This window comes from Pseudomonas sp. 7SR1, assembly GCF_900156465.1.
Taxonomy (GTDB): domain Bacteria; phylum Pseudomonadota; class Gammaproteobacteria; order Pseudomonadales; family Pseudomonadaceae; genus Aquipseudomonas.
Genome location: NZ_LT707064.1, coordinates 6,056,082 through 6,078,217, shown reverse-complemented (window position 1 = coordinate 6,078,217; position 22,136 = coordinate 6,056,082). Strand labels below are relative to the sequence as shown.

Below are 22,136 nucleotides of genomic sequence, written 5' to 3'. Positions count from 1 at the left end.
CTCCACAGGAGTTGTTGTTGTGTGTGCAAATCTGGCGTTGCCGGGTCCGGAGCGGAGCCGGTCAGCGGGTTCGTTACATGCAGTCGTTCATGACGCTCGGCCTTGCCATCCCCGATCCATCGAAGTCATGGGACATGGTGAGTTGGCCATAGATGTACGCCGGCTTCGGCAGAGTCATGGACTCGACGCCGGCCAGGGCAATCGGATTGGAACGGGAAGGGCGGGCAGGCACTGGGGCCTGGAGCTGCATGGAGAGCATGGTGAATACTCCGCTTTATTGTTCTTATTCGGGCGAAAACGCTTCGAGGCGTTTTTCGTTCATCGTGTTGGCTGCGGACAGCCGAAACTATCCTTGCAAGACTCTATCGGCCCAACCTTTCGCTAACCTTTCAAAAGCTTTCAAGATGTTTTTTGGCTTCACAGCACCGGATGCGGCTGTAAACTCCGCGCCAGTGAATGGCGCCGACTGTCCCTGAATCGAGGAAATACCCATGCGTGTTCTGCTCGTCGAAGACCATCTTCAGCTCGCCGAAAGCGTGGCCCAGGCGCTCAAGAGCACCGGTCTGACCGTGGATGTGCTGCACGACGGGGTAGCCGCCGACCTGGCGTTGAGCAGCGAGGAATATGCCGTGGCCATCCTGGACGTAGGGCTGCCGCGCATGGACGGCTTTGAAGTGCTGGCGCGCCTGCGGGCCAGGGGCAAGACCCTGCCGGTATTGATGCTGACCGCTCGCAGCGATGTGAAGGACCGGGTCCATGGCCTGAATCTGGGCGCCGACGATTACCTGGCCAAGCCGTTCGAACTCACCGAACTCGAAGCACGGGTCAAGGCCCTGTTGCGCCGTAGCGTATTGGGTGGCGAACGCCAGCAGCGTTGCGGGGCATTGGTCTATGACCTGGATACCCGCCGCTTCACCCTCGACGAGGAACTGCTGACCCTCACCTCCCGCGAGCAAGCGGTGCTGGAGGCCTTGATCGCTCGGCCGGGGCGGGTGATGAGCAAGGAGCAACTGGCGGCCCAGGTGTTCGGCCTGGATGAAGAAGCCAGCCCCGATGCCATCGAAATCTACATTCATCGCCTGCGCAAGAAGCTCGATGGGCATGCCGTGGCAATCGTGACCTTCAGAGGCCTGGGCTACCTGCTGGAAACCCGCGATGCATAAGCCTGACAGCCTGCGCTGGCGGCTACTGCGTAACCTGGCGTTGCTGTTGGTGGTGCTGATGCTGGCCAGCGGCCTGAGCGCCTACTGGAACGGCCGCGAAGCGGCGGATACCGCCTATGACCGGACCCTCTTGGCCTCGGCCCGGACCATCGCTGCCGGCCTGTCCCAGCGTGACGGCAGTCTAAGCGCCGATGTGCCTTATGTGGCCCTGGACACCTTCGCCTACGACAGCGCGGGACGCATCTACTATCAGGTCAACGACATCAACCAGAAGCTGATTTCCGGCTACGAAAATCTTCCAGGCCCGCCACCCGGTACGCCCCGCACGGACGATTACCCGGCCCTGGCACGCTTTTACAACGCCAACTATCAGGGTCAGACCGTGCGAGTGGTGAGCCTGCTCAAGGCCGTGAGTGAGCCGAACATGAACGGCATGGCGGAGATCCGCGTGGCGGAGACCGAAGAAGCTCGGGTCAGGATGGCTCGCAGCCTGATGGCCGATACGCTGTTGCGCCTGGGCATGCTGGCCGTGGGCGCGTTGTTGCTGGTGTGGTTTGCGGTCAGCGCCGCGTTGCGCCCGCTGGAGCGCTTGCGCACGGCGGTGGAGGAGCGTCAGTCGGACGACCTGCGCCCGTTGCCCCTGGTGGAGGTGCAGCACGAATTATGGCCATTGGTGAGGGCTCTGAACCATTTCACCGAGCGCCTGCGCGGGCAATTCGAACGGCAGGCGCAGTTCATCGCCGATGCCGCTCATGAGCTGCGAACGCCCCTGGCTGCGCTCAAGGCACGGCTTGAGCTGGGCTTGCGTGCCAATGAGCCGGCGACCTGGAGGGAAACCCTGGAAACCGCGGCCCAGGGCACCGACCGCCTGACTCACCTGGCCAACCAGTTGCTGTCCCTGGCCCGGGTGGAGAACGGTGCCCGGGCCATTGCCGAAGGTGGCGCGCAGCTGTTGGATCTCAGTCAGTTGGCCCGGGAACTGGGCATGGCCATGGCGCCGTTGGCTCATGCCCGTGGCGTGGCCTTGGCCCTGGAGGCGGACGAGCCGGTGTGGCTGCGGGGTGAGCCGACGTTGTTGAACGAGCTGTTGAGCAATCTTGTGGATAACGCCCTGGCCCATACACCGTCGGGCGGCAATGTGATCCTGCGGGTCACTGCGCCGGCGGTGCTGGAGGTCGAGGATGACGGTCCCGGTATTCCGCTGCACGAGCGCGATCGTGTCTTCGAGCGCTTCTATCGACGCAACCAGCAAGTCGCCGGTTCCGGCCTGGGGTTGGCGATCGTCGGGGAAATCTGCCGTGCCCACCTGGCCCAGATCAGCCTGCACGACGGACAGGAAGGCGGGTTGAAGGTGCGGGTGAGCTTTATCCCGGGCTCGGATTGACGAAAGGCAGATACTGTGGCGGCGAAGGAATATATGCCCTCGCCACAGGCGGCTTGAAGTCAGTTGGAGGGAGGCATGGGCTCGATCAGTAGAACATCGATCGCGCTTCTTCGATGTCCGCGCAACGGTCCTTGTTGTCCGGGTCGATGCCCAGCTTCTTGAAGGCCGGGACCCTGAACACATCGATCCTGCCGAGGGGATGATCGGTGTCCTTGTAGCAGTACAGCGCCGCGACCTGTACCAGGTCGACATAATCGAGCTGCTTCGACTCTCGGCTGAAATCCAGGTACAGGCCTGGCAGCTTCACCAATCGCTCCGGGAACTCCCAGACGCTGAGCAGCTTGTCACCCAGCACCGGGTGGATCGTGTCGATCACATGACTGAGGCTGATGGGGTCCGACAGCAATTCGTTATGGTCTTCGGCATAGGTCAGGATCGGCAGCACGCCGATCTGGTGCACCAGGCCACCCAGCGCGGCCTGGTCGGGCTTGAGTTGCGTGTAGCCACGGCACAGCGCATAGCTGATGCCAGCGATCTCCAGGCTTTTTCGCCAGACCTCGCGCATCTTCTGTTCCACCACCTCGGAGCGGGCGTGGAAGATCTGCTCCATGACCAGGCCGATGGCCAGGTTGCTGCTGTAGTTGACGCCCAGGCGGGTGATGGCAGTGTGCAGGTCGGTGACTTCCTGGGTGGCGCGCAGCAGCGGGCTGTTGACCACTTTTATCAGGCGCGCCGAAAGCGCCGTATCGCGGCCGATCACCTTGCTCAGGTTGCTGACGCTGATCTCCGGGTCTTCCGCGGCCCGGCGAATCTGCAGGGCCACTTCCGGTAATGTCGGCAGAACCAGGTCATCGTTATCGATGGCCTCCACCAAATCCCGCAGGACCTTATCCGCCAAATCGCTCATTTCGGTTCTCTAGGGTGTTGCGACAAATGCTGCGATCAGCGCTGGATCTCGCGGTCGCGGTCCAGTTCGTAAGGCAGGTCCAGCAACTGCAGCGACGGGCCTTCCAGCGTCCCGAGGTGCACGTTGCCCTCTTCTGCTGCTTCGGCCTGCAACACCGCCAGCAGTTCAATATTTTGCTCGGCGCGGGCTGCGATCACCACTTCACCGATGGAACTGCCATGGGAGGGAGAAAACAACGCCGTACCCGGTTCCGGCAATTCGTTGGCGTCCAGTTGCAGGCGATAGAGGCGCCGCTTGAGCTTGCCCAGGTACTGCATGCGGGCAACGATTTCCTGGCCGGTGTAGCAGCCTTTCTTGAAACTCACGCCACCGATGGCCTGCAGGTTGAGCATCTGGGGTATGAACAGTTCACGGGTAGCCGGCATGACCTGGCCGATGCCTGCGCGTATCTGGCCCAGCAGCCACGGGTTCAGGTCGGCTTCGGCCACTACTTCGCGCAGGCGGATCTTGAGCGCGTCGGCCTGTTCGGCGGGCGCCCACAGTTCGACGCGGCCGGGGGAGACGCGGATGGCAATCAGGGATTCATGACGCGCTACACAGTCAACGTCAGCCGGTAGCTCGAGGCCCAGGCCGGCGAGCGCCGTGTCGGCATTTTCCAGGCCGAAGCGGACCCAGGCCGCGCTTTCGTCGGTGAGCCTGGCCTTGGAAAATACCGCGTATTTCTTCAGGTCCGCCAACTGCGGCTCGAGCAGTTCGGTGGCCATTGCCATCAGCACCCCGTCGCCCTGGAGCACGATGCGAAAGCTGGACTGCATGCGGCCTTTCTGGGTGCAGCGGGCGCCGAGGCTGGCCCGCTCGTCGCTCAGGTAGTTGAGGTTGCAGGTCAATTGGCCCTGCAGGAATTTACTGGCATCCACGCCGCGAACCGCGAGGACGCCTTCGTGGGACAGGGTGCAGAAAAAAGCGGAATCAGCCATGGGTCATCGCAGGATAAAAAAGTCTGATGGACATCATAAGGGGGCGCCCTTGAAATGGGTAGTTCACAAAGGATCGGTCGTGCCCGACCAAAGCTGTCTGTTCCGCCGTGGCCGTGCCTGTATACTTGCGCTCTATTTGAGGAGCCCTCCATGGTCGAAGATGTAGAACTGAATCGCCTCTACTGGCATAGCCGTCGCGGCATGCTCGAACTTGATGTATTGCTGGTGCCATTCGTCAAAGAGGTCTATCCCCACCTTAACGAAGTGGATCGTGCCTGCTATGTCCGCCTGCTCGAGTGCGAGGATCAGGACATGTTCGGCTGGTTCATGGAGCGCAGTGAATCCGACGACCCGGAATTGCAACGCATGGTTCGGATGATTCTGGACCGTGTCCAGCCCAAATAACCACTTCGAATGCCGCTGGCGAGCCTCCGGGCAGTTGCTGGCGGCCTATCTCCTGGCCCAGGCGTTCGCCCTGGGCTCGTTACTGCTGATGTCTGTACCGAGCGGATTCGCAGCGCTTGGCGTTGCGGTGTGCCTGGCCCATGGTGCCTGGACGGTGCCGCGTCATCTGCTGTTGAGCCATCGCCAGGCCTTTGGCGGGTTGCGCCGTGACCTCGATGGCTGGCAACTCTGGAACCGCGCCGATGGCTGGCAGGCGGTGCAGTTGCGTCCCGACAGCCTGGCATTGCCACTGATCGTCGTGTTGCGCTTTCGCTTGAAGGGTGAGCGGCGAGTCCGCTCGATTTGCGTGCCCCGAGACGCGCTGGCACCGGATCTGCACCGGCGCCTGCGCGTACGGCTCAGGTTCAGTCGGCGTAGGTGGGCGGCACCAGGATAGTGTCCAGCGCTTCAGGCAACAGGTTCGGGTAGTCGAGGGTGTAATGCAGGCCCCGGCTTTCCTTGCGCTCCATGGCCGAGCGGATCATCAGCTCCGCCACCTGGGCCAGGTTGCGCAGCTCGATCAGGTCGCGGCTGACTTTGTAGTTACTGTAGAACTCATCGATTTCATCCAGCAGCAGGCGCACCCGGTGCTGGGCCCGCTGCAGGCGCTTGTTGGTACGCACGATGCCGACGTAGTCCCACATGAAGCGCCTCAGTTCGTCCCAGTTGTGGGCGATGATCACGTCTTCGTCCGAGTCGGTGACCTGGCTGGCGTCCCAGGAGGGCAGTGCGGTGGGAGCGGCGATCCGGGGCAACTGTTCCAGAATGTCCGCCGCGGCCGAGCGGGCGTAGACGAAGCATTCCAGCAATGAGTTGCTGGCCATGCGGTTGGCGCCGTGCAGGCCGGTGAAGCTGGTTTCGCCGATGGCGTACAGGCCCGGCACGTCGGTGCGGCCGTGCTGGTCGACCATCACACCGCCGCAGGTGTAGTGCGCGGCAGGCACCACCGGGATCGGTTGCCTGGTGATGTCGATGGAGAATTCCAGGCAGCGCTCGTACACCGTCGGGAAATGGCTCTTGATGAAGGCTTCGGGTTTGTGGCTGATGTCCAAGTAGACGCAGTCGATACCCAGGCGCTTCATTTCATGGTCGATGGCCCGGGCGACGATATCCCTTGGCGCCAGTTCGGCGCGCGGGTCGAAGCGTGGCATGAAACGTTCGCCATTGGGCAGCTTCAGGTGCGCGCCTTCGCCACGCAGGGCTTCGGTGATCAGGAAGCTCTTGGCCAGCGGATGGTACAGGCAGGTGGGGTGGAACTGATTGAACTCCAGGTTCGCCACCCGGCAGCCCGAGCGCCAGGCCATGGCGATGCCGTCGCCGCAGGCACCGTCGGGGTTGCTGGTATAAAGGTAGACTTTCGCCGCGCCACCGGACGCCAGGATCACGAAGCGGGCTCCGTAGGTATCGACTTCGCCGGTGCCACGGTTGAGCACATAGGCACCCAGGCAACGGTCGCCGTCCAGGCCCAGGCGTTTCTCGGTGATCAGGTCGATCGCGACCCGCTGTTCCAGCAGTTCGATATTGGGCCGTTGACGTGCCTGGGCCAGCAGGGTCTTGAAAATCGCCGCGCCGGTGGCATCGGCTGCATGGATGATGCGCCGATGACTGTGGCCGCCTTCACGGGTCAGGTGGAACTCAAAACCGCCGTCTTCGGTGCCGGAGTGCTCGTCCCGGGTAAACGGCACGCCCTGGTCGATCAGCCACTGGATGGCTTCCCGGCTGTGCTCGACGGTGAAACGTACCGCTTCCGGGTTGCACAGGCCGCCGCCGGCGTTGAGGGTGTCCTCGACGTGGGATTCAATGGTATCGGTGTCGTCCAGTACGGCTGCGACGCCGCCCTGGGCCCAGAATGTCGAGCCGTTGGCCAGGTCGCCTTTGCTCAGCACTGCGATGCGCAAATGCTGGGGCAATGTCAGGGCAAGGCTCAGTCCGGCGGCACCGCTGCCGATTACCAGAACATCGTGTTGATACTGTTGGCTCATTCGAAAGGTTTCCGCTCAAAGCGACCCGGGTCGGGGTTGGCGCAAGACATCCGCTTCAACGGGTCAGGCAGCCACGCAGCCCACTAGTATATAGAGGGGGGGATCGGCACAATAGCCGGGCATTCATGGCAATGTGAAACCAGCGTGACAGAAAAAGCGACACGCTTCGTCGGGTCACGGTTTTCGCCGCAGGGCGACAAGCCTGCCTTTTCGAGGATATAAGGCGGTTTATCTACACATGGTTGCTCGATGTCCGTTTTGAATGGCTATAAATAGCGGGAACTTTTGTCAGCCGGCCAGGTTCAATAGACGGTTGTCTGCAGAAGGGAGCAGCGTCGGGTTGGTGCAAGATTTCGATTCGAGTCTTTGCCGGCAGACCCGGCGACAGATTATTCGCGCAGCCGAGGGAAATCTCGCGCTGCGTTTTTCGTGCGTGCCGGGATCAGAGCGCGTCGGAAACTTGCTTTGAAGGGGGAGAACTTTTGCGAAAAGCCCGAGTCTATGTTTGCAAGCCCGGACAATTAGCCATGCAAGCCTCCTTCGAGCTTATCGAGGAGTGTTCATGCTAACCCAGGAAGAGGATCAGCAGCTGGTCGAGCGCGTTCAGCGTGGCGACAAGCGAGCTTTCGATCTGCTAGTGCTGAAATACCAGCACAAAATTCTCGGGTTGATCGTGCGGTTCGTGCACGACACCCATGAAGCCCAGGATGTCGCTCAGGAAGCCTTCATCAAGGCCTACCGCGCACTTGGTAATTTTCGCGGCGATAGCGCGTTTTACACGTGGCTTTACCGCATCGCCATCAACACGGCGAAAAACTATCTGGTTTCACGCGGCCGCCGGCCGCCGGATAGCGATGTGAGTTCTGAAGACGCGGAGTTCTACGATGGCGATCACGGCCTCAAGGACCTCGAATCACCGGAACGAGCGTTGCTGCGGGATGAGATCGAGGGCACCGTCCATCGCACCATCCAGCAATTGCCTGAAGATTTGCGTACGGCGTTAACTTTACGTGAATTCGACGGTCTGAGTTACGAGGACATTGCCAGCGTCATGCAGTGTCCGGTGGGTACCGTGCGCTCCCGGATTTTCCGCGCTCGGGAGGCCATCGATAAAGCCCTGCAGCCTTTGTTGCAGGAAAACTGAGACAGCGGCGACAGCCAAGAGAGGAACGCCATGAGTCGTGAAGCCCTGCAGGAATCGCTGTCCGCAGTGATGGATAACGAAGCGGACGAACTGGAATTGCGTCGGGTATTGAATGCCTTCGACGATGTTGAAACCCGTGAGACCTGGGCTCGTTACCAGATCGCCCGGGCTGTGATGCACAAGGACCTGCTGCTTCCGCGTCTGGATATCGCTGCGGCCGTTTCTGCTGCATTGGCTGACGAAGCCGTACCGGCTAAAGCTTCCCGCGGTCCATGGCGCAGCCTGGGTCGCCTGGCCGTTGCCGCGTCGGTTACCGTCGCCGTCCTGGCCGGTGTTCGCCTGTACAACCAGGATGAAATCGCCGGTGTCCAGATGGCGCAACAGTCCAGCCAGCCAGGCTTGGCCGCTCCACAGGTCAAGGGACCTGCGGTACTGGCCGGCTACAGCGAAGGTTCGGAAACCGCCGGCCCGATGGTCAACGGTGTTCTGCAAGGCCAGCCAGGCTGGCATGACCAGCGTCTGCCCAGCTACCTGCGTCAGCATGCCCAGCAGGCTGCGCTGAAAGGTACCGAAAGCGCGCTGCCTTACGCTCGTGCCGCTAGCCTGGAAAATCGTTAAGGAAGGACTCTTGCGCGCCATACCTCTATTCACGCTTCTGCTGGGTGGCTGGTGCGCTGTTCCAGCCCATGCCGATGAAGCCCAGGACTGGTTGAATCGTTTGGGCCAGGCCGAGCAACAGCAAAGTTTCCAGGGTACTTTCGTTTACGAGCGCAACGGCAGCTTTTCCACTCATAACATCTGGCACCGTGTCCAGGACGGTAAAGTCCGCGAACGGTTGCTCCAGCAGGATGGTTCCGCACAGGAGGTCCTGCGTGTTGACGGACGCACACAATGCGTCAGCGGTGCTCTGGCGCCGGGGTTGGGAAATGCTGAAGGCACTGCACGTGCGCTCGATCCGCAAAAACTCAAGAATTGGTACGACCTTGCCGTAGTGGGAAGGTCGCGCGTGGCCGGGCGACCGGCTGTGATCATCTCCCTGACACCCAGAGACCAGCATCGGTACGCTTTCGAACTGCATCTGGATAAAGAAACCGGCTTGCCGCTCAAGTCCCTGTTGCTCAATGACAAGGGGCAGTTGCTGGAGCGTTTCCAGTTCACGCGCTTGAATACCGGCGTGCCATCGGAAAACGACCTGCAGGCCAGCGCCGACTGCAAGGCGGTGGTGCAAAGTGCCGACAAGTCCACTGCGGTGAAGGCTGCCTGGCATTCGGACTGGCTACCACCGGGCTTCGAATTGACCAGCAGTAACGTGCGCAAGGATCCGGATACCAATGTGCAGGTCAACAGCCTGATGTATGACGACGGCCTGGCACGTTTCTCGGTATTCCTCGAGCCCCTGAACGGCGCTACCGTCACCGATACCCGTACCCAGCTCGGGCCAACGGCGGCCGTTTCTCGTCGCCTCACCACGCCCCAGGGCGAAATGATGGTGACGGTGGTCGGCGAGATCCCTATCGGTACGGCCGAACGGATCGCGCTGTCCATGCGTTCAGACGCCACGGCGACCCAATAATGGGCCGCTTCGGTGGCTCGATCATGCCAGAGGCCAGCCAGGCCGGGGGCTGATCGAAATGCCGAAACTTCATGTCAGCATTTTAATTTGCAAAACTTCTGTTTTTTTTCTATTAGGTCAGAGCCGCTCGGCTCTGGCCTTGCCTGTTTTTCCGGAACAAAAATACCGGCGCCTTTTTCCAACTGGTATTCCTTGCTCCATATCGCTTAACCCTGCTCGTCGTAACGGGAGCCGTATGTCGATACCACGCTTGAAAACCTATCTATCCATTTTCGCCACTGTGCTGGTGCTCGGTCAGGGCGTTCCCGCCATGGCGGCCGATTTGCCTGACTTCACCCACCTGGTCGAGGAGGCTTCTCCTGCGGTGGTGAACATCAGTACGACCCAGAAACTGCCGGATCGCCGTGTATCGGATCCGCAGATGCCGGATCTGGAAGGTTTGCCGCCCATGTTGCGCGAATTCTTCGAGCGCGGGATGCCCCAGCCACGCTCCCCCGGCGGTGGTCGTCAGCGTGAGGCACAGTCCCTGGGCTCGGGCTTCATCATTTCTCCGGACGGTTACATCCTGACCAATAACCATGTGATCGCCGACGCCGACGAAATCCTGGTGCGCCTGGCCGATCGCAGCGAATTGAAGGCCAAGCTGGTCGGCACCGATCCACGTTCCGACGTGGCGCTGCTGAAAATCGAAGGCAAGGACCTGCCGGTGCTCAAGCTCGGCAAGTCCCAGAACCTGAAGGCTGGCCAGTGGGTGGTGGCCATCGGTTCACCGTTCGGCTTCGACCACACCGTGACCCAGGGCATCGTCAGTGCCATCGGTCGCAGCCTGCCGAACGAAAACTACGTTCCGTTCATCCAGACCGACGTGCCGATCAACCCGGGCAACTCCGGTGGCCCGCTGTTCAACCTCGACGGTGAAGTGGTGGGCATCAACTCCCAGATCTACACTCGTTCAGGCGGATTCATGGGGGTGTCCTTCGCGATTCCGATCGACGTTGCCATGGACGTATCGAACCAGCTCAAAAGCGAGGGCAAGGTCAGCCGTGGCTGGTTGGGCGTAGTCATTCAGGAAGTGAACAAGGACCTGGCGGAGTCCTTCGGGCTGGAGAAGCCTGCCGGTGCGCTGGTAGCGCAGATCCAGGAGGGCGGTCCGGCCGCCAAGGGCGGTCTGCAGGTGGGCGACGTCATCCTGAAGCTCAATGACCAGCCGATCATCATGTCCGCTGACCTGCCACACCTGGTCGGTGCGTTGAAGGCCGGTGCCAAGGCCAACCTGGAAGTGATCCGCGAAGGTAAGCGCAAGAACGTCGAACTGACCGTCGGCGCCATCCCGGAAGAAGGCGCGGAGCTGGAGTCGCAGCCAAAATCCGGCATCGAGCGCAGCAGCAATCGCCTGGGGGTGGCAGTGGTCGAGCTTACGGCCGAGCAGAAGCGAACCCTGGAGCTCCAGGGTGGTGTGGTGATCAAGGAAGTACAGGACGGTCCTGCCGCCCTGATCGGCCTGCAGCCAGGCGACATCATCACTCACCTGAACAACCAGGCCATCAGTTCCGCCAAGCAATTCACCGATATCGCCAATGCGCTGCCGAAGAATCGCTCGGTCTCGATGCGTGTCCTGCGTCAGGGACGTGCGAGCTTCATCACCTTCAAGCTGGCCGAATGACCGGTTAGCGGCGCAACGAAAAACCGCCTCGAAAGAGGCGGTTTTTTTGTCTGCGGGAAAACTCAGCCCATCATGTCCTTGACCATGCGCTCCTGCTCCATGAGCTCGCGTTGCCGGGCGTCGATACGTGACGACAACGGGAAGTTGGTGCCGGCACGCCGCTTGGCGAAATCCAGTTGCTGGATGGCCTGGCGATAGTCGCCCACCAGGGCGAAGTACTCGGCGCGGGCCTGGTGCAAGCCGATGATGTTGCCGGACAGGCCGCGGGTCTCGGCCACCATGTACCAGACGTCGGGATCGTCCGGGCGGGTCTTGAGCAGTGTTTCCAAGGCCTTCTCGGCATCGGCGGGACGGTTCTGCTTGAGCAGCAGGTCGACGCGCACCTGGTTGAGCGGATAGTTGGCGGGGTATTGCCGCAGCAACCGGTCGACGCGTGACTGGGCATCCGCCAGTCGGTTGCTGGTAATGTCCAGGTCCGTCTGGGCCAGGTTGTAGATGATCTCGTCGGGGGACTTGGCCAGCAGCGGCTTGAGATTCTCCCGGGCTTCATTCAACTGGCCACCCTTGATCTGGGCGATCGCCAGGCCATAGCGGGCCACGTCGTTCTTCGGGTTTTCATCCAGTTGCGCCCGGAAGCGCTTGGCGCCTAGGCCCGGGGTTTCCTCGTAGATCAATTGGACCCGCGCGCGAATCAATTGGTAGCGCATGCTGTCTTCGATGCCGCCTGGCCTGGCCTGCTCGGCGCGGTTGCGCGTGTCGGCGATCCGGGACTCGGTCACCGGGTGGGTCAGCAGGAATTCCGGTGGCCTGGCATCGAAGCGGTATTGACGCATCAGACGTTCGAACATGGTCGGCATGGCGCGTGGGTCATAGCCAGCCTTTTCCAGGTTCAGGATGCCGATGCGGTCGGCTTCCTGTTCGTTCTGGCGGGAAAAGCGCCGTTGTTCCTGGATGGCCGCCGCCTGGGTCCCGGCGATGGCTGCGATTCCCGCATCTCCACCGCCGGCAGCGGCAATCACGATGCCGGTCAGCAGCGCTGCCATCATGGGCACCTGTATGCGCTGCTGGGCTTCGACGCCGCGGGCAAAGTGGCGTTGCGACAAGTGCGCCAGTTCGTGGGCCATGACCGAGGCATATTCGCCTTCGGTCTGGGCATTGAGGAACAGGCCGCCGTTGACCCCGACGATTCCCCCTGGTGCGGCGAAGGCGTTGAGCTGGGGGCTGTTGATCAGGATGAACTCCAGGCGCCGGTCGTTGACCTGGCTGGTTTCCACCAGCTTGTAGACGCTGGTCTCGACATAGTCCTTGAGTTGCGGATCGTTGAGTTGCGCGACCTGGCTGCGCAGCAAAGCCAGCCAGGCGCGACCCAGCTGGTGTTCCTGTTCCGGCGAGACGATGGCAGAACTGGCGTCGCCAAGTGACGGCAGGTCGTCGGCGAAGCCTGGTGAGGCAAGCAGGCAAGCGAGCGTCAGCAGGGTGGGGCGCAGAAATGTCATGCACGAAGCCTTAGTTGACAAAGACCCTACTGTAGCCGGACACCGGGCGCTGGACCAGATATTCTGATTCTGTCGAAAAGTGTCTGCGCCACGATCATGTTGCGTTGAAAACGGGCTCGGAATGCTCATTTACAACCAGTAGACTGCGCTTCCTCGCCTGTTGTCGCCTCGTTGATCGTCACCCGGCGGCTTTTCAAGAAAAACGGGCGGCCAAACGACCTGTTGCGGAGTGAACCGATGACCGATGCTGTAGCCCACGATGCCGAGCTGGACGCCAGCGGCCTGAATTGCCCGTTGCCGTTGCTCAAGGCCAAGCTGGAACTCAATCGCCTGGCCAGCGGTGCCGTGCTCAAGGTTACTGCCACGGACGCGGGCTCCCAGCGTGATTTCCGCACCTTCGCCCGACTGGCCGGTCATACGCTGCTGCACGAGGAAGACGATAACGGCGTCTTCCGTTACTGGCTCAAGAAGGCCTGAAAAAAACAGCCGGCGGCTCATAAGGATTGTTGATGTTCAAAGTGTTACGTGACTGGATTCAGCGCTATTTCTCTGACGAAGAGGCCGTGGTGCTGGCCGTGCTGCTATTCCTGGCCTTTACGGCGGTGCTCACCCTGGGCGGCATGCTGGCGCCGGTGCTGGCGGGGATGGTGCTGGCCTACCTGATGCAGGGGCTGGTCACGACACTCGAACGCTTGCGGTTGCCTGGCAGCGTGGCAGTGGGTCTGGTATTCGCCCTGTTCATGGGGTTGCTGGTGGTATTCGTCGTGGTGGTCGTGCCGCTGCTCTGGCATCAGTTGGTGACGCTGTTCAACGAGCTGCCCGGCATGCTCGCCAAATGGCAGTCCCTGCTGTTGCTGCTTCCTGAGCGCTATCCGCACCTGGTGTCCGATGAGCAGGTCCTGCAGGCCATCGAAGTGCTGCGCGGCGAGATCGGCAAGTTCGGTCAGTGGGCGCTGACATTTTCGTTGTCCAGCCTGCCGCTGTTGGTGAACGTCATGATTTACCTGGTGCTGGTGCCGATCCTGGTGTTTTTCTTCCTCAAGGACCGGGAAACGATCGGGCGCTGGGTGCTCGGCTACCTGCCCCGTGAGCGGACGCTGATTACTCGGGTCGCCCAGGAAATGAATCGCCAGATTGCCAATTACATCCGTGGGAAGGTCATCGAGATCTTCATCTGCGGTGGGGTGACCTATATCGGCTTCGTGGCGCTGGGGCTCAATTACGCCGCATTGCTGGCGTTGCTGGTGGGCATTTCGGTGGTGGTGCCCTATGTCGGCACCGTGGTGGTGACTGTGCCGGTGGCATTGATCGCTCTGTTCCAATGGGGGTGGAGCGATCAGTTCATCTACCTGATGGCGGTCTACGGGATCATCCAGACACTGGACGGCAATGTGCTGGTGCCGCTGCTGTTCTCCGAAGCGGTCAACCTGCATCCGGTGGCGATCATCTGCGCGGTGCTGCTGTTTGGTGGGCTGTGGGGGTTCTGGGGAGTGTTCTTCGCGATTCCCCTGGCGACCCTGATCAAAGCAGTGCTGGATGCCTGGCCGAGCAAGGAGCCGGTTGTCGCGCCGTTGTTGTAGCTACTGATGTGAGGCGGATGGCTTCATCGCGAGCAGGCTCGCTCCCACACGGATTCATGTTGTTGAACAATCCTCTGTGGGGGGAGCCTGCTCACCAAGGCGTCGGCGCTGGCGCCAAAAAACTTCAGGCCTTGTTCAGTGCCTGAGCCGCCGCCAGTACCGCATCCACATGCCCTGGCACCTTAACGCCGCGCCACTCCTGGCGCAGCACGCCATCCTTGTCGATCAGGAACGTGCTGCGATCGACGCCCAGGTACTCCTTGCCGTACAGCTTTTTCAGCTTGATTACATCGAACAACTGGCAGACGGCTTCGTCCTTGTCGCTGATGAGCTCGAACGGAAACTCCTGTTTGCACTTGAAGTTCTCGTGGGACTTGAGGCTGTCCCGGGACACGCCGAATACTTCGGTGTTGGCCGCCTGGAACTGTGCGTATTGATCGCGAAAGCCCTGGCCTTCGGTGGTGCAGCCCGGCGTGCTGTCCTTCGGATAGAAATAGATCACCACCTGCTTGCCTTTCAGGGCGGCGAGGCTGACGGTCTGCCCGCTGGTGGCGGGCGCCTGGAAATCGGTAACCGGCTGGTCGACGGCAACGGCCATGAACGCTTCCTTACATTGGGTTTTGTGGGCGCCACGGTTCGATCAGCGCATCCAGGTTCATCGCATCGGCGAAGTCCAGGAACTGATCGCGCAGCCAACTGATCTGGGTGCCGGCCGGCAGCGTCACGGTGAACGTGGCATTGAGCATGGTGCCGCCGGTCTGCGGAGCCTGGTAGGTGTCACAGGTCAGGTTTTCCAGCTCGACGTGATGGTCCATGAAGAACTGGCACAGCTCATTGATGATGTCCGGGCGATAGGCCGAACTCACATAAGCCACGTAGGGCAGGGCCTGGGGACGGTTTTCCAGGGCTGCGCTGCGCACCACGTTGACGGTGAAGGCATGCTTCTTGGCCAGCACCGGCAGGCTGCCTTCCAGGCGGGCCAGGGCGTCCCAGCTGCCAGAGATCTCAAGCACGAGCGCACTGCATTCGCCGTGACGGGTCAGGCGTGAGGTCACGACGGCGCAGCGGTTTTCATGGCTGGCGCGGCACAGGACGTTAGTCAGCTCCATGGGGTTGGCGCCAAGGGCACTGATAACAAGGAATTGTTCGCGGACTGTGGGGGTGGACATGCAGCATTCCTAAAGCGATGAGCGGTCGGGACCTTTGTCACTCGACACGATGCCCTGCCCACGAAAACCGAACGGCTCAAGCCCTGTGCCTGGGATTGCCTTGCGTTCCGCAACAACGGGAAATGCACCAGGGCAAACGCAGGATCGGGGCTTGTGGCGACGAAAACGGAGGCTGGGAACCGGCATATGAGCTTATCGGTACCGATCAAAGTCTGAAGGGTAGCGAAAACCATCGCCAAGGGGAATGGGAGTTCGCTTGTACAAGCATCTTGGCGCCAGTACCATTACGGCTCTCTTTTTCCGGCAGGAGCGGTTTCATGATTGCGGGCAGTATGGTGGCACTGGTCACACCCATGGATGCACAAGGGCGTCTTGACTGGGTCAGCCTCAGCAAACTCGTGGACTTCCACCTTGAAAACGGTACCCATGCCATCGTCGCCGTCGGCACCACCGGCGAGTCGGCGACCCTCGACGTCAATGAACATATCGAAGTCATCCGGGCCGTGGTCAAGCAGGTCGACGGGCGCATTCCGGTGATCGCCGGCACCGGCGCCAACTCGACCCGCGAAGCCGTCGAGCTGACCCGCAACGCCAAGGAAGCCGGCGCTGATGCCTGCCTGCTGGTGGTCCCGTACTACAACAAGCCGACCCAGGAAGGCCTGTACCAGCACTTCAAGCACATTGCCGAAGCGGTCGATATCCCGCAGATCCTCTATAACGTTCCCGGCCGCACCTCCTGCGACATGCAGGCCGAGACCGTGATTCGTCTCTCCACCATCCCGAACATCATCGGCATCAAGGAAGCCACCGGCGACCTCAAGCGCGCCAAGGCCATCCTCGATGGCGTGGACAAGGATTTCATCCTGCTGTCCGGCGATGATCCGACGGCGGTCGAACTGATCCTGATGGGTGGCAAGGGCAACATCTCCGTTACCGCCAACGTCGCTCCCCGGGAAATGGCCGACATGTGCGAGGCGGCACTCAAGGGCGACGCCACCACCGCTCGGGCAATCAACGAAAAACTGATGCCGTTGCACAGGGACCTGTTCATCGAAGCCAACCCGATCCCGGTGAAATGGGCGCTGGTGGAAATGGGCCTGATGCAGGAGGGCATTCGCCTGCCGCTCACCTGGCTCAGCAATACCTGTCAAGAACCGCTGCGGCAGGCCATGCGCCAGTCCGGCGTCCTGGTTTAATTGAGGAAGTACAACGCATGAAGCGAATGGCCGGACTTTCCGCACTTGCCTTGATTATCTCCAGCACCAGTGGCTGCGGGTGGATCTGGGGGCCGGAAGGTTATTTCCGCGACCGTGGTAGCGATTACCTCAGCGCACAACAGACTGCACCGATGCAACTGCCGCCGGATGTCCACGTCGCCAAGCGCCTGGATCCGCTGTTGCCGATCCCGCGCAACGTGGCTGACGACAGCGTCAAGGGCGAGTACGTCGTCCCGCGTCCACAACCCCTGTCGGCCGTGGCCGATGCCAGCGACTACACCCTGCAGAAGAGCGGCGATACTCGCTGGGTCATGGCCCAGCACCCGCCGGCCGAAGTCTGGCCCGTGGCGATCCAGTTCTTCCAGGACAACGGTTTCCGCCTGGACGAACAGCGTCCGCAGACCGGCGAATTCACCACATCCTGGCAACGTGCCGATGAGCTGTCCGCCGCCATGGGCAAGCGCCTGGGCGCCGCCGGCGTCGGCTCCGACAGCGAAACCCGCGTTCGCGTGCGCATCGAGCCTGGCGTCCAGCGCAACACCAGTGAAGTCTACGTGGTCAGCGCCGAGCGTCCCGCCGGCAGCACCGCCGACGTGGCATTCACCAACCGTTCGGTCAATACCGGCCTCGACGCTGCGCTGGTGGACGACATGCTCGCCAGCATGAGCCGCTCCGCCGAACAGGGCGGTTCGGTCTCGATGCTGGCCTCCCGTGATTTCGACACGCCGAGCCTAGTCAGCCTGAGTGAAGACGGCAGCGGCAACCCGGTGCTCAACGTCGGTTCCGACCTGGACCGTGCCTGGTCCAGTGTGGGGCGTGCGCTGGAGCAGGGCGAATGGCGGGTCGAAGACATCAACCGCAGCCTGGGCCTGTACTACATCAACCTCGCCGAAAAAGCCGACAAGCCAGACGAGAAGCCCGGCTTCTTCAGTGGCCTGTTCGGTAGCAAGCCGGACAAGGAAGAAATCGAAGCCCGTGCTGAGCGCTATCAGGTTCGCCTGAGCAAGGTGGGCGACAACGTCCAGGTGACGGTCGAGAAGAACATCAACACCGTGGCGCCGGCCGATGTGGCCCGCAAGGTGTTGAGCGTGATTCAGGACAACCTGGGCTGATCCGATGCGTTTCGCCGTTCTCGGCAGCGGTAGCCAAGGGAACGGCACGCTGGTAGCCAGCGCTGGGACCTATGTGCTGGTCGATTGTGGTTTCTCCTTGCGGGAAACCGAGAAGCGCCTGTTGCGCCTTGGGGTGCATCCGGCGCAACTGAGCGCGATACTCGTGACCCACGAACATGCCGACCACGTGCATGGCGTGGGTTTGCTGTCTCGGCGCTACAATCTTCCGGTCTACCTCAGCCGCGGTACGCTGGGTGGTCTGCGCAAGCCCATCGAGCCGGCCGGTTTCGTGACCGGTGGCGAGCAGCTGCGCATAGGTGCTCTGGATATCAGCGTGGTCAGTGTGGCCCACGATGCCCTGGAGCCGACGCAGTATGTATTCAGCGACGGTGAACGGCGCTTCGGTTTGCTGACCGACCTGGGCTCGTATTGCGACAGGATCATGGACAGCTACCGGGATCTCGATGCGTTGATGATCGAGTCCAATCACTGTCGCGACATGCTGGCCCGTGGTTATTACCCTTACTTTCTCAAGCAGCGGGTAGGCGGGGAGCGAGGACATTTGAACAACCACCAGGCGGCGTACCTGGTGGCCGAGTTGGGCTGGCAGGGCTTGCAACACCTGGTCCTGGCCCATCTGAGCAGCAAGAACAACCTGCCGCAGCTGGCCCGGCAATGTTTTGTCGATACCCTCGGGTGCGACCCGGACTGGCTGCAACTGGCCGATCAAGATTCAGGGCTCGACTGGCGACATATCGCCTAGCCCATACTTAGCAAGCGGAGCCCATCATGGAAAAACGTGAAGAACTCTACCGCGGCAAAGCCAAGTCGGTTTACAAGACCGATGACGCCGACCGCTTGATCCTGCTGTTTCGCAACGACACCTCGGCGTTCGACGGCAAGCGCATCGAGCAGCTCGACCGCAAGGGCATGGTGAACAACAAGTTCAACGCCTTCATCATGCAGAAGCTAGAAGCAGCCGGCGTGCCGACCCAGTTCGACAAGCTGCTGGGCGACAACGAATGCCTGGTCAAGAAGCTGGACATGATCCCGGTGGAATGCGTCGTGCGTAACTACGCCGCCGGCAGCCTGGTCAAGCGCCTGGGTGTGGAAGAGGGCATGAAGCTTAACCCCTACACCTTCGAACTGTTCCTGAAGGACGACGCCAAGGGCGACCCGTTCATCAACGAATCCCACGTCGTGGCGTTCGGCTGGGGCACCGCCGAGCAACTGGCCCGGATGAAGGAGCTGTCCCTCAAGGTCAACGAAGTTCTGAGCAAATTGTTCGACGACGCCGGCCTGCTACTGGTGGACTTCAAGCTCGAGTTCGGCGTGTTCAGCGACGGCTCCATCGTCCTGGGCGACGAATTCAGCCCGGATGGCTGCCGCCTCTGGGACAAGGCCACCAAGAAAAAAATGGACAAGGACCGCTTCCGCCAGGGCCTCGGCGACGTGATCGAAGCCTACGAAGAAGTCGCCCAGCGTCTGGGTGTGCCGCTGTAATCGACGCAAGCATCTGATAGCACGGAAAAAAATTCGCACGGGGGTTCGCTTCCGGCGAATGTGCTGGTATGATGCGCGCCACTGGAGAGATGCCGGAGTGGCCGAACGGGACGGATTCGAAATCCGTTGTACTGGCAACAGTACCTAGGGTTCAAATCCCTATCTCTCCGCCATTATTCGAAAACCCCACAGATTTGTGTCTGTGGGGTTTTTCGTTTCCGGGATGCAAATGCTGCTTCGAAGGGCAGCAAGCGCTAGGCAAATCCGCACCGAGGCAGGCCTCCGAGCCTTGTTGTTGAGCGATCGGCAGTGTCACTTGTTTTGTGACAATTGGATAAATGGTCTATAGCTCAAGACATGTCTGCCGATAGGCAAGTCAATCCTCATGAAAGGAGCGACACCATGTTGCGGTTCTTTGCCGACCTTGGCTTCCGCTGGAAAATTACCCTGCCCATCGCTTTTCTCGTGGTGTTGCTGGTGCTCATGGGCTGGTCTGGCATGCGGGGCATCGGTGAGGTCACCGAATCCAGCACGCAGTTGACCAAGCGTTATCTGCCTGCCATCAGCCTGCTGCTCAACGCTGACCGTGATCTCTACCAGGCTTTCGTGGCCGAGCGCAGTCTGCTGGACGGCCATGCGGACGAGCACTTGAAAGCCTTGAGCGCCAGCCATGGGGAAAATACGAAGCAAGCCTATGACCGTGTCCAGAAATACGCAGCGATGCAGCCTGGGGCCGATGCGTTGGCGCTGGTGAGTCAGTTCAACGAGCGCTTTGCCCAATGGACCCAGGTTTCCCGGCGCGTGATCGAGTTGTCCGTGGGGGACCCGCAAGCGGCCAGCGCCTTGAGTTTTTCTGACAGTGAGCGTCTGTTCGAGGCGATGCGCGATGATATCGACAAGCTGGGCGAACTGGAGGAAGAGGCCTCGCACCGGGAAGGGGACGCAGCGATCGAGCGCGGTGAGGCCGTAGGGATTTTTCAAGGCGGCATCCTGCTGGTCGGTCTGCTCGGGGGCATCCTGGTGATTCTTGTCCTGCCGCTTGTGGTGCTGACGCCCATGCGTCGTCTGCTTCACCGCGTCGAGCAGATTGCCGAGGGTGGTGGCGATCTGAAAGGGCGTCTTGAAGTGCGTTCGGCTGACGAGCTGGGACAGCTTGGCACCGCCTTCAACCGTTTCCTCGACAAGCTTCAGCCACTGATCGCCGAGGTGGGCCGGGTGACCGGAGAGGTGGAGGCTGCGGCTCGTGCCATGGCCAGCATGGCCGCCACCAACGATCAATTGATCAGCAGCGAACATGCGGCCCTCGATCAGGTCAGCACCGCTGCGACCCAGATGAGCGCGGCTGTACACGAAGTGGCCCATAACGCGGTGAGTGCCTCGGACGCCGCGCAGCAAGCCAGCAGCCGCTCCCGGGATGGTGCCGAAGTCGTCACCAGCACGATCGAATCGATCCGCCAGTTGGCCCAGGAAGTGGAGAGTGCCTCGGGCACCATCGAGGCCCTTGCCCAGGAAACCTCCAGCATCGGTGCCGTCCTTGAAGTGATTCGCGGCATTGCCGAACAAACCAACCTGCTTGCACTCAACGCTGCCATCGAGGCCGCACGGGCTGGCGAGCAGGGCCGTGGTTTCGCCGTGGTGGCCGATGAGGTCCGGGCCCTGGCGGCGCGTACCCAGGATTCGACCAAGGACATCCAGGTGCGTATCGAGCGCCTGCAGAGCGGGGTCGCCAAGGCTGTACAAGCCATGCAGGTCGGCAGCAGCAAGGCCCGCGACAGTGTCGAGCGCGCTGCGGGTGTGGATCAGGTGCTCAGTGGCACCAGTGGCTCCATCGAGCGCATCAACGACATGGCCGCACAGATCGCCAATGCCTGTGAAGAGCAGAGCAGCGTGACCGAGGAGATCGCCCGGAACATTTCCGATATCCGTGACCTGTCCAACGAAGCGGCAGAGAATTCCGCCCAGAGCATGCACGCCAGCCAGCAGCTCTCCAGCCTGTCGAGGAGCCTGGCGGAACTGACCGGCCGTTTCCGCACCTGAGGCAAACGCGACAGTGCCTGTTTCCAAGTCTGACGCGGCACTCACTCATGAGCGCCTGCGCGCCCTGCACCAGGACGGTTTCGTCCTGCTGCCCGCCGTGTTGGGCCGTTCGCAGATTGTCGACCTGCGCCGGGCCATCGACGCACTGAAGCCCATGCATTGGGACTACAGCGGCGTCATCGATCACTACAAATGCGTCTTCAATCGCGACCCGTTCTGGTTGCCCTATCTCGATGTGGACGGCGTCATCGAACTGGCGGAAGCGGCCCTGGGGGATGATTGCCATATCATCGGCCAGACCGCCTGGCGCTGCCACCCCGGTTTCGTCGGTGCCCCGTTGCACCTGGACTACCTGATGATGGAGTTGCCGCCGAGCCTGCTGCTTGATCCGGCCTTCGACTTGCCGATGCAGATTTTCACCGCCCAGTTCTACCTCGACGATATCGATGCCGATCTGAGCCCGACACGCGTCATTCCTGGCAGCCACCGGGCGGGACGCGCGCCCGTGGCAGGCGAGACGCAATGGGCGGGACGTTCCGCGCAGCCAGTGTTATGCCGGGCTGGCGACGTGCTGGTGCTGCGTAGCGAGTTGTGGCATGCCGGCAGTGACAACCGGACCGTCGACCGCTCGCGTTACCTGCTGCAAGTGCACTATGGCCGACGCATGATGGCGCAGAAGTTCTCTCCATACCTGCACTGGCAGTTCAACCCTGCCGTGCTCGCGGCCGCGACCCCTCGCCAACGGCGCCTGTTGGGCGATCATCTGGAAGCCGAATACGATTGAC

General features: G+C 61.4%; 23 protein-coding genes and 1 tRNA gene. 17 read left to right on the top strand and 7 right to left on the bottom strand.

Translation table 11 applies throughout. The features are described from left to right. Window positions 1-73: 73 nt before the first annotated feature. Window positions 74-259 carry a hypothetical protein gene (locus BW992_RS26670; RefSeq protein ID WP_072431919.1) on the bottom strand — a complete coding sequence of 62 codons (186 nt, stop codon included), beginning with the start codon at window positions 257-259 and terminating at the stop codon, window positions 74-76. A 232-nt stretch (window positions 260-491) separates the two neighbouring features. Here BW992_RS26670 and BW992_RS26665 point away from each other — a divergent pair, with 232 nt between their 5' ends. Beyond that, window positions 492-1,163 carry a response regulator gene (locus BW992_RS26665; protein WP_072398683.1) on the top strand — a complete coding sequence of 224 codons (672 nt, stop codon included), beginning with the start codon at window positions 492-494 and terminating at the stop codon, window positions 1,161-1,163. After that, window positions 1,156-2,547, top strand: a complete 1,392-nt coding sequence (locus tag BW992_RS26660; RefSeq protein ID WP_072398684.1) for a sensor histidine kinase — start codon at window positions 1,156-1,158, stop codon at window positions 2,545-2,547. Before BW992_RS26665 ends, BW992_RS26660 begins: the two co-directional genes overlap by 8 nt. 85 nt (window positions 2,548-2,632) lie before the next feature. On the opposite strand, the gene BW992_RS26655 is transcribed toward BW992_RS26660, so the two are convergent. Both BW992_RS26655 and ygfZ read right to left on the bottom strand, forming a co-directional pair. Continuing rightward, window positions 2,633-3,454 carry an HDOD domain-containing protein gene (locus BW992_RS26655; protein ID WP_072398685.1) on the bottom strand — a complete coding sequence of 274 codons (822 nt, stop codon included), beginning with the start codon at window positions 3,452-3,454 and terminating at the stop codon, window positions 2,633-2,635. 35 nt (window positions 3,455-3,489) lie between these two features. Further along, complete coding sequence (ygfZ, locus tag BW992_RS26650; RefSeq protein WP_076407303.1) at window positions 3,490-4,431, bottom strand: CAF17-like 4Fe-4S cluster assembly/insertion protein YgfZ; 942 nt, start codon at window positions 4,429-4,431, stop codon at window positions 3,490-3,492. 150 nt (window positions 4,432-4,581) lie between these two features. Here ygfZ and BW992_RS26645 point away from each other — a divergent pair, with 150 nt between their 5' ends. After that, the gene (locus BW992_RS26645; RefSeq protein ID WP_072398687.1) at window positions 4,582-4,836 is read left to right on the top strand and encodes an FAD assembly factor SdhE; all 255 of its coding nucleotides are present in this window, start codon (window positions 4,582-4,584) and stop codon (window positions 4,834-4,836) included. Continuing rightward, complete coding sequence (locus BW992_RS26640; protein ID WP_072431920.1) at window positions 4,820-5,272, top strand: protein YgfX; 453 nt, start codon at window positions 4,820-4,822, stop codon at window positions 5,270-5,272. The genes BW992_RS26645 and BW992_RS26640 overlap by 17 nt, the downstream gene beginning before the upstream one ends. Here the strand turns inward: BW992_RS26640 and nadB are convergent. Next, a complete protein-coding gene (gene nadB, locus BW992_RS26635) occupies window positions 5,241-6,857 on the bottom strand; it encodes an L-aspartate oxidase (protein ID WP_072398689.1) in 1,617 nt (538 codons plus the stop codon). The two genes, BW992_RS26640 and nadB, sit on opposite strands and share 32 nt — an antisense overlap. Before the next feature lie 562 nt (window positions 6,858-7,419). Here nadB and rpoE point away from each other — a divergent pair. The 4 genes from rpoE (at window position 7,420) to BW992_RS26615 (ending at window position 11,237) form a co-directional block, all read left to right on the top strand. Further along, entirely contained in the window at window positions 7,420-8,001 is a 582-nt protein-coding gene (gene rpoE / locus BW992_RS26630; protein ID WP_003172477.1) for an RNA polymerase sigma factor RpoE, read from the top strand. Between the two features lie 30 nt (window positions 8,002-8,031). Beyond that, complete coding sequence (locus BW992_RS26625; protein WP_072398690.1) at window positions 8,032-8,619, top strand: sigma-E factor negative regulatory protein; 588 nt, start codon at window positions 8,032-8,034, stop codon at window positions 8,617-8,619. A 10-nt stretch (window positions 8,620-8,629) separates the two neighbouring features. Next, window positions 8,630-9,574 carry a MucB/RseB C-terminal domain-containing protein gene (locus tag BW992_RS26620; RefSeq protein ID WP_076407302.1) on the top strand — a complete coding sequence of 315 codons (945 nt, stop codon included), beginning with the start codon at window positions 8,630-8,632 and terminating at the stop codon, window positions 9,572-9,574. A gap of 235 nt (window positions 9,575-9,809) precedes the next feature. Then, a complete protein-coding gene (locus BW992_RS26615) occupies window positions 9,810-11,237 on the top strand; it encodes a DegQ family serine endoprotease (protein ID WP_072398692.1) in 1,428 nt (475 codons plus the stop codon). A 62-nt stretch (window positions 11,238-11,299) separates the two neighbouring features. Here BW992_RS26615 and BW992_RS26610 read toward each other — a convergent pair whose 3' ends face one another. Continuing rightward, window positions 11,300-12,733 carry a M48 family metalloprotease gene (locus tag BW992_RS26610; RefSeq protein ID WP_076407301.1) on the bottom strand — a complete coding sequence of 478 codons (1,434 nt, stop codon included), beginning with the start codon at window positions 12,731-12,733 and terminating at the stop codon, window positions 11,300-11,302. A gap of 237 nt (window positions 12,734-12,970) precedes the next feature. Between BW992_RS26610 and BW992_RS26605 the strand changes: the two genes are divergently transcribed. Together BW992_RS26605 and BW992_RS26600 are read left to right on the top strand one after the other, a co-directional pair. Next, window positions 12,971-13,210: a sulfurtransferase TusA family protein gene (locus tag BW992_RS26605; protein WP_072398694.1), complete on the top strand. Its 240-nt coding sequence runs from the start codon at window positions 12,971-12,973 to the stop codon at window positions 13,208-13,210. 32 nt (window positions 13,211-13,242) lie between these two features. Continuing rightward, window positions 13,243-14,313, top strand: coding sequence for an AI-2E family transporter (locus BW992_RS26600; protein WP_072398695.1), 1,071 nt, complete (start codon window positions 13,243-13,245; stop codon window positions 14,311-14,313). A 124-nt stretch (window positions 14,314-14,437) separates the two neighbouring features. On the opposite strand, the gene BW992_RS26595 is transcribed toward BW992_RS26600, so the two are convergent. Both BW992_RS26595 and BW992_RS26590 read right to left on the bottom strand, forming a co-directional pair. Further along, window positions 14,438-14,911 (bottom strand): peroxiredoxin, encoded by a 474-nt coding sequence (locus BW992_RS26595; protein ID WP_072398696.1) that lies wholly within the window; start codon window positions 14,909-14,911, stop codon window positions 14,438-14,440. A 10-nt stretch (window positions 14,912-14,921) separates the two neighbouring features. After that, window positions 14,922-15,482, bottom strand: coding sequence for a glycine cleavage system protein R (locus BW992_RS26590; RefSeq protein WP_003184325.1), 561 nt, complete (start codon window positions 15,480-15,482; stop codon window positions 14,922-14,924). A 317-nt stretch (window positions 15,483-15,799) separates the two neighbouring features. Between BW992_RS26590 and dapA the strand changes: the two genes are divergently transcribed. The 7 genes from dapA (at window position 15,800) to BW992_RS26555 (ending at window position 22,135) form a co-directional block, all read left to right on the top strand. Continuing rightward, window positions 15,800-16,678, top strand: coding sequence for a 4-hydroxy-tetrahydrodipicolinate synthase (dapA, locus tag BW992_RS26585; RefSeq protein ID WP_072398697.1), 879 nt, complete (start codon window positions 15,800-15,802; stop codon window positions 16,676-16,678). A 17-nt stretch (window positions 16,679-16,695) separates the two neighbouring features. Then, a complete protein-coding gene (gene bamC, locus BW992_RS26580) occupies window positions 16,696-17,811 on the top strand; it encodes an outer membrane protein assembly factor BamC (protein ID WP_076407300.1) in 1,116 nt (371 codons plus the stop codon). 4 nt (window positions 17,812-17,815) lie between these two features. Next, entirely contained in the window at window positions 17,816-18,574 is a 759-nt protein-coding gene (locus BW992_RS26575) for an MBL fold metallo-hydrolase (RefSeq protein ID WP_076407299.1), read from the top strand. A 26-nt stretch (window positions 18,575-18,600) separates the two neighbouring features. Beyond that, window positions 18,601-19,314, top strand: coding sequence for a phosphoribosylaminoimidazolesuccinocarboxamide synthase (gene purC, locus BW992_RS26570; RefSeq protein ID WP_016963914.1), 714 nt, complete (start codon window positions 18,601-18,603; stop codon window positions 19,312-19,314). Between the two features lie 83 nt (window positions 19,315-19,397). Next, window positions 19,398-19,487 (top strand) — tRNA-Ser (locus tag BW992_RS26565). 229 nt (window positions 19,488-19,716) lie between these two features. Next, window positions 19,717-21,351 carry a methyl-accepting chemotaxis protein gene (locus tag BW992_RS26560; protein ID WP_072398700.1) on the top strand — a complete coding sequence of 545 codons (1,635 nt, stop codon included), beginning with the start codon at window positions 19,717-19,719 and terminating at the stop codon, window positions 21,349-21,351. Between the two features lie 13 nt (window positions 21,352-21,364). Continuing rightward, window positions 21,365-22,135: a phytanoyl-CoA dioxygenase family protein gene (locus BW992_RS26555; protein WP_072398701.1), complete on the top strand. Its 771-nt coding sequence runs from the start codon at window positions 21,365-21,367 to the stop codon at window positions 22,133-22,135. The last annotated feature ends 1 nt before the right edge of the window (window position 22,136 follow it).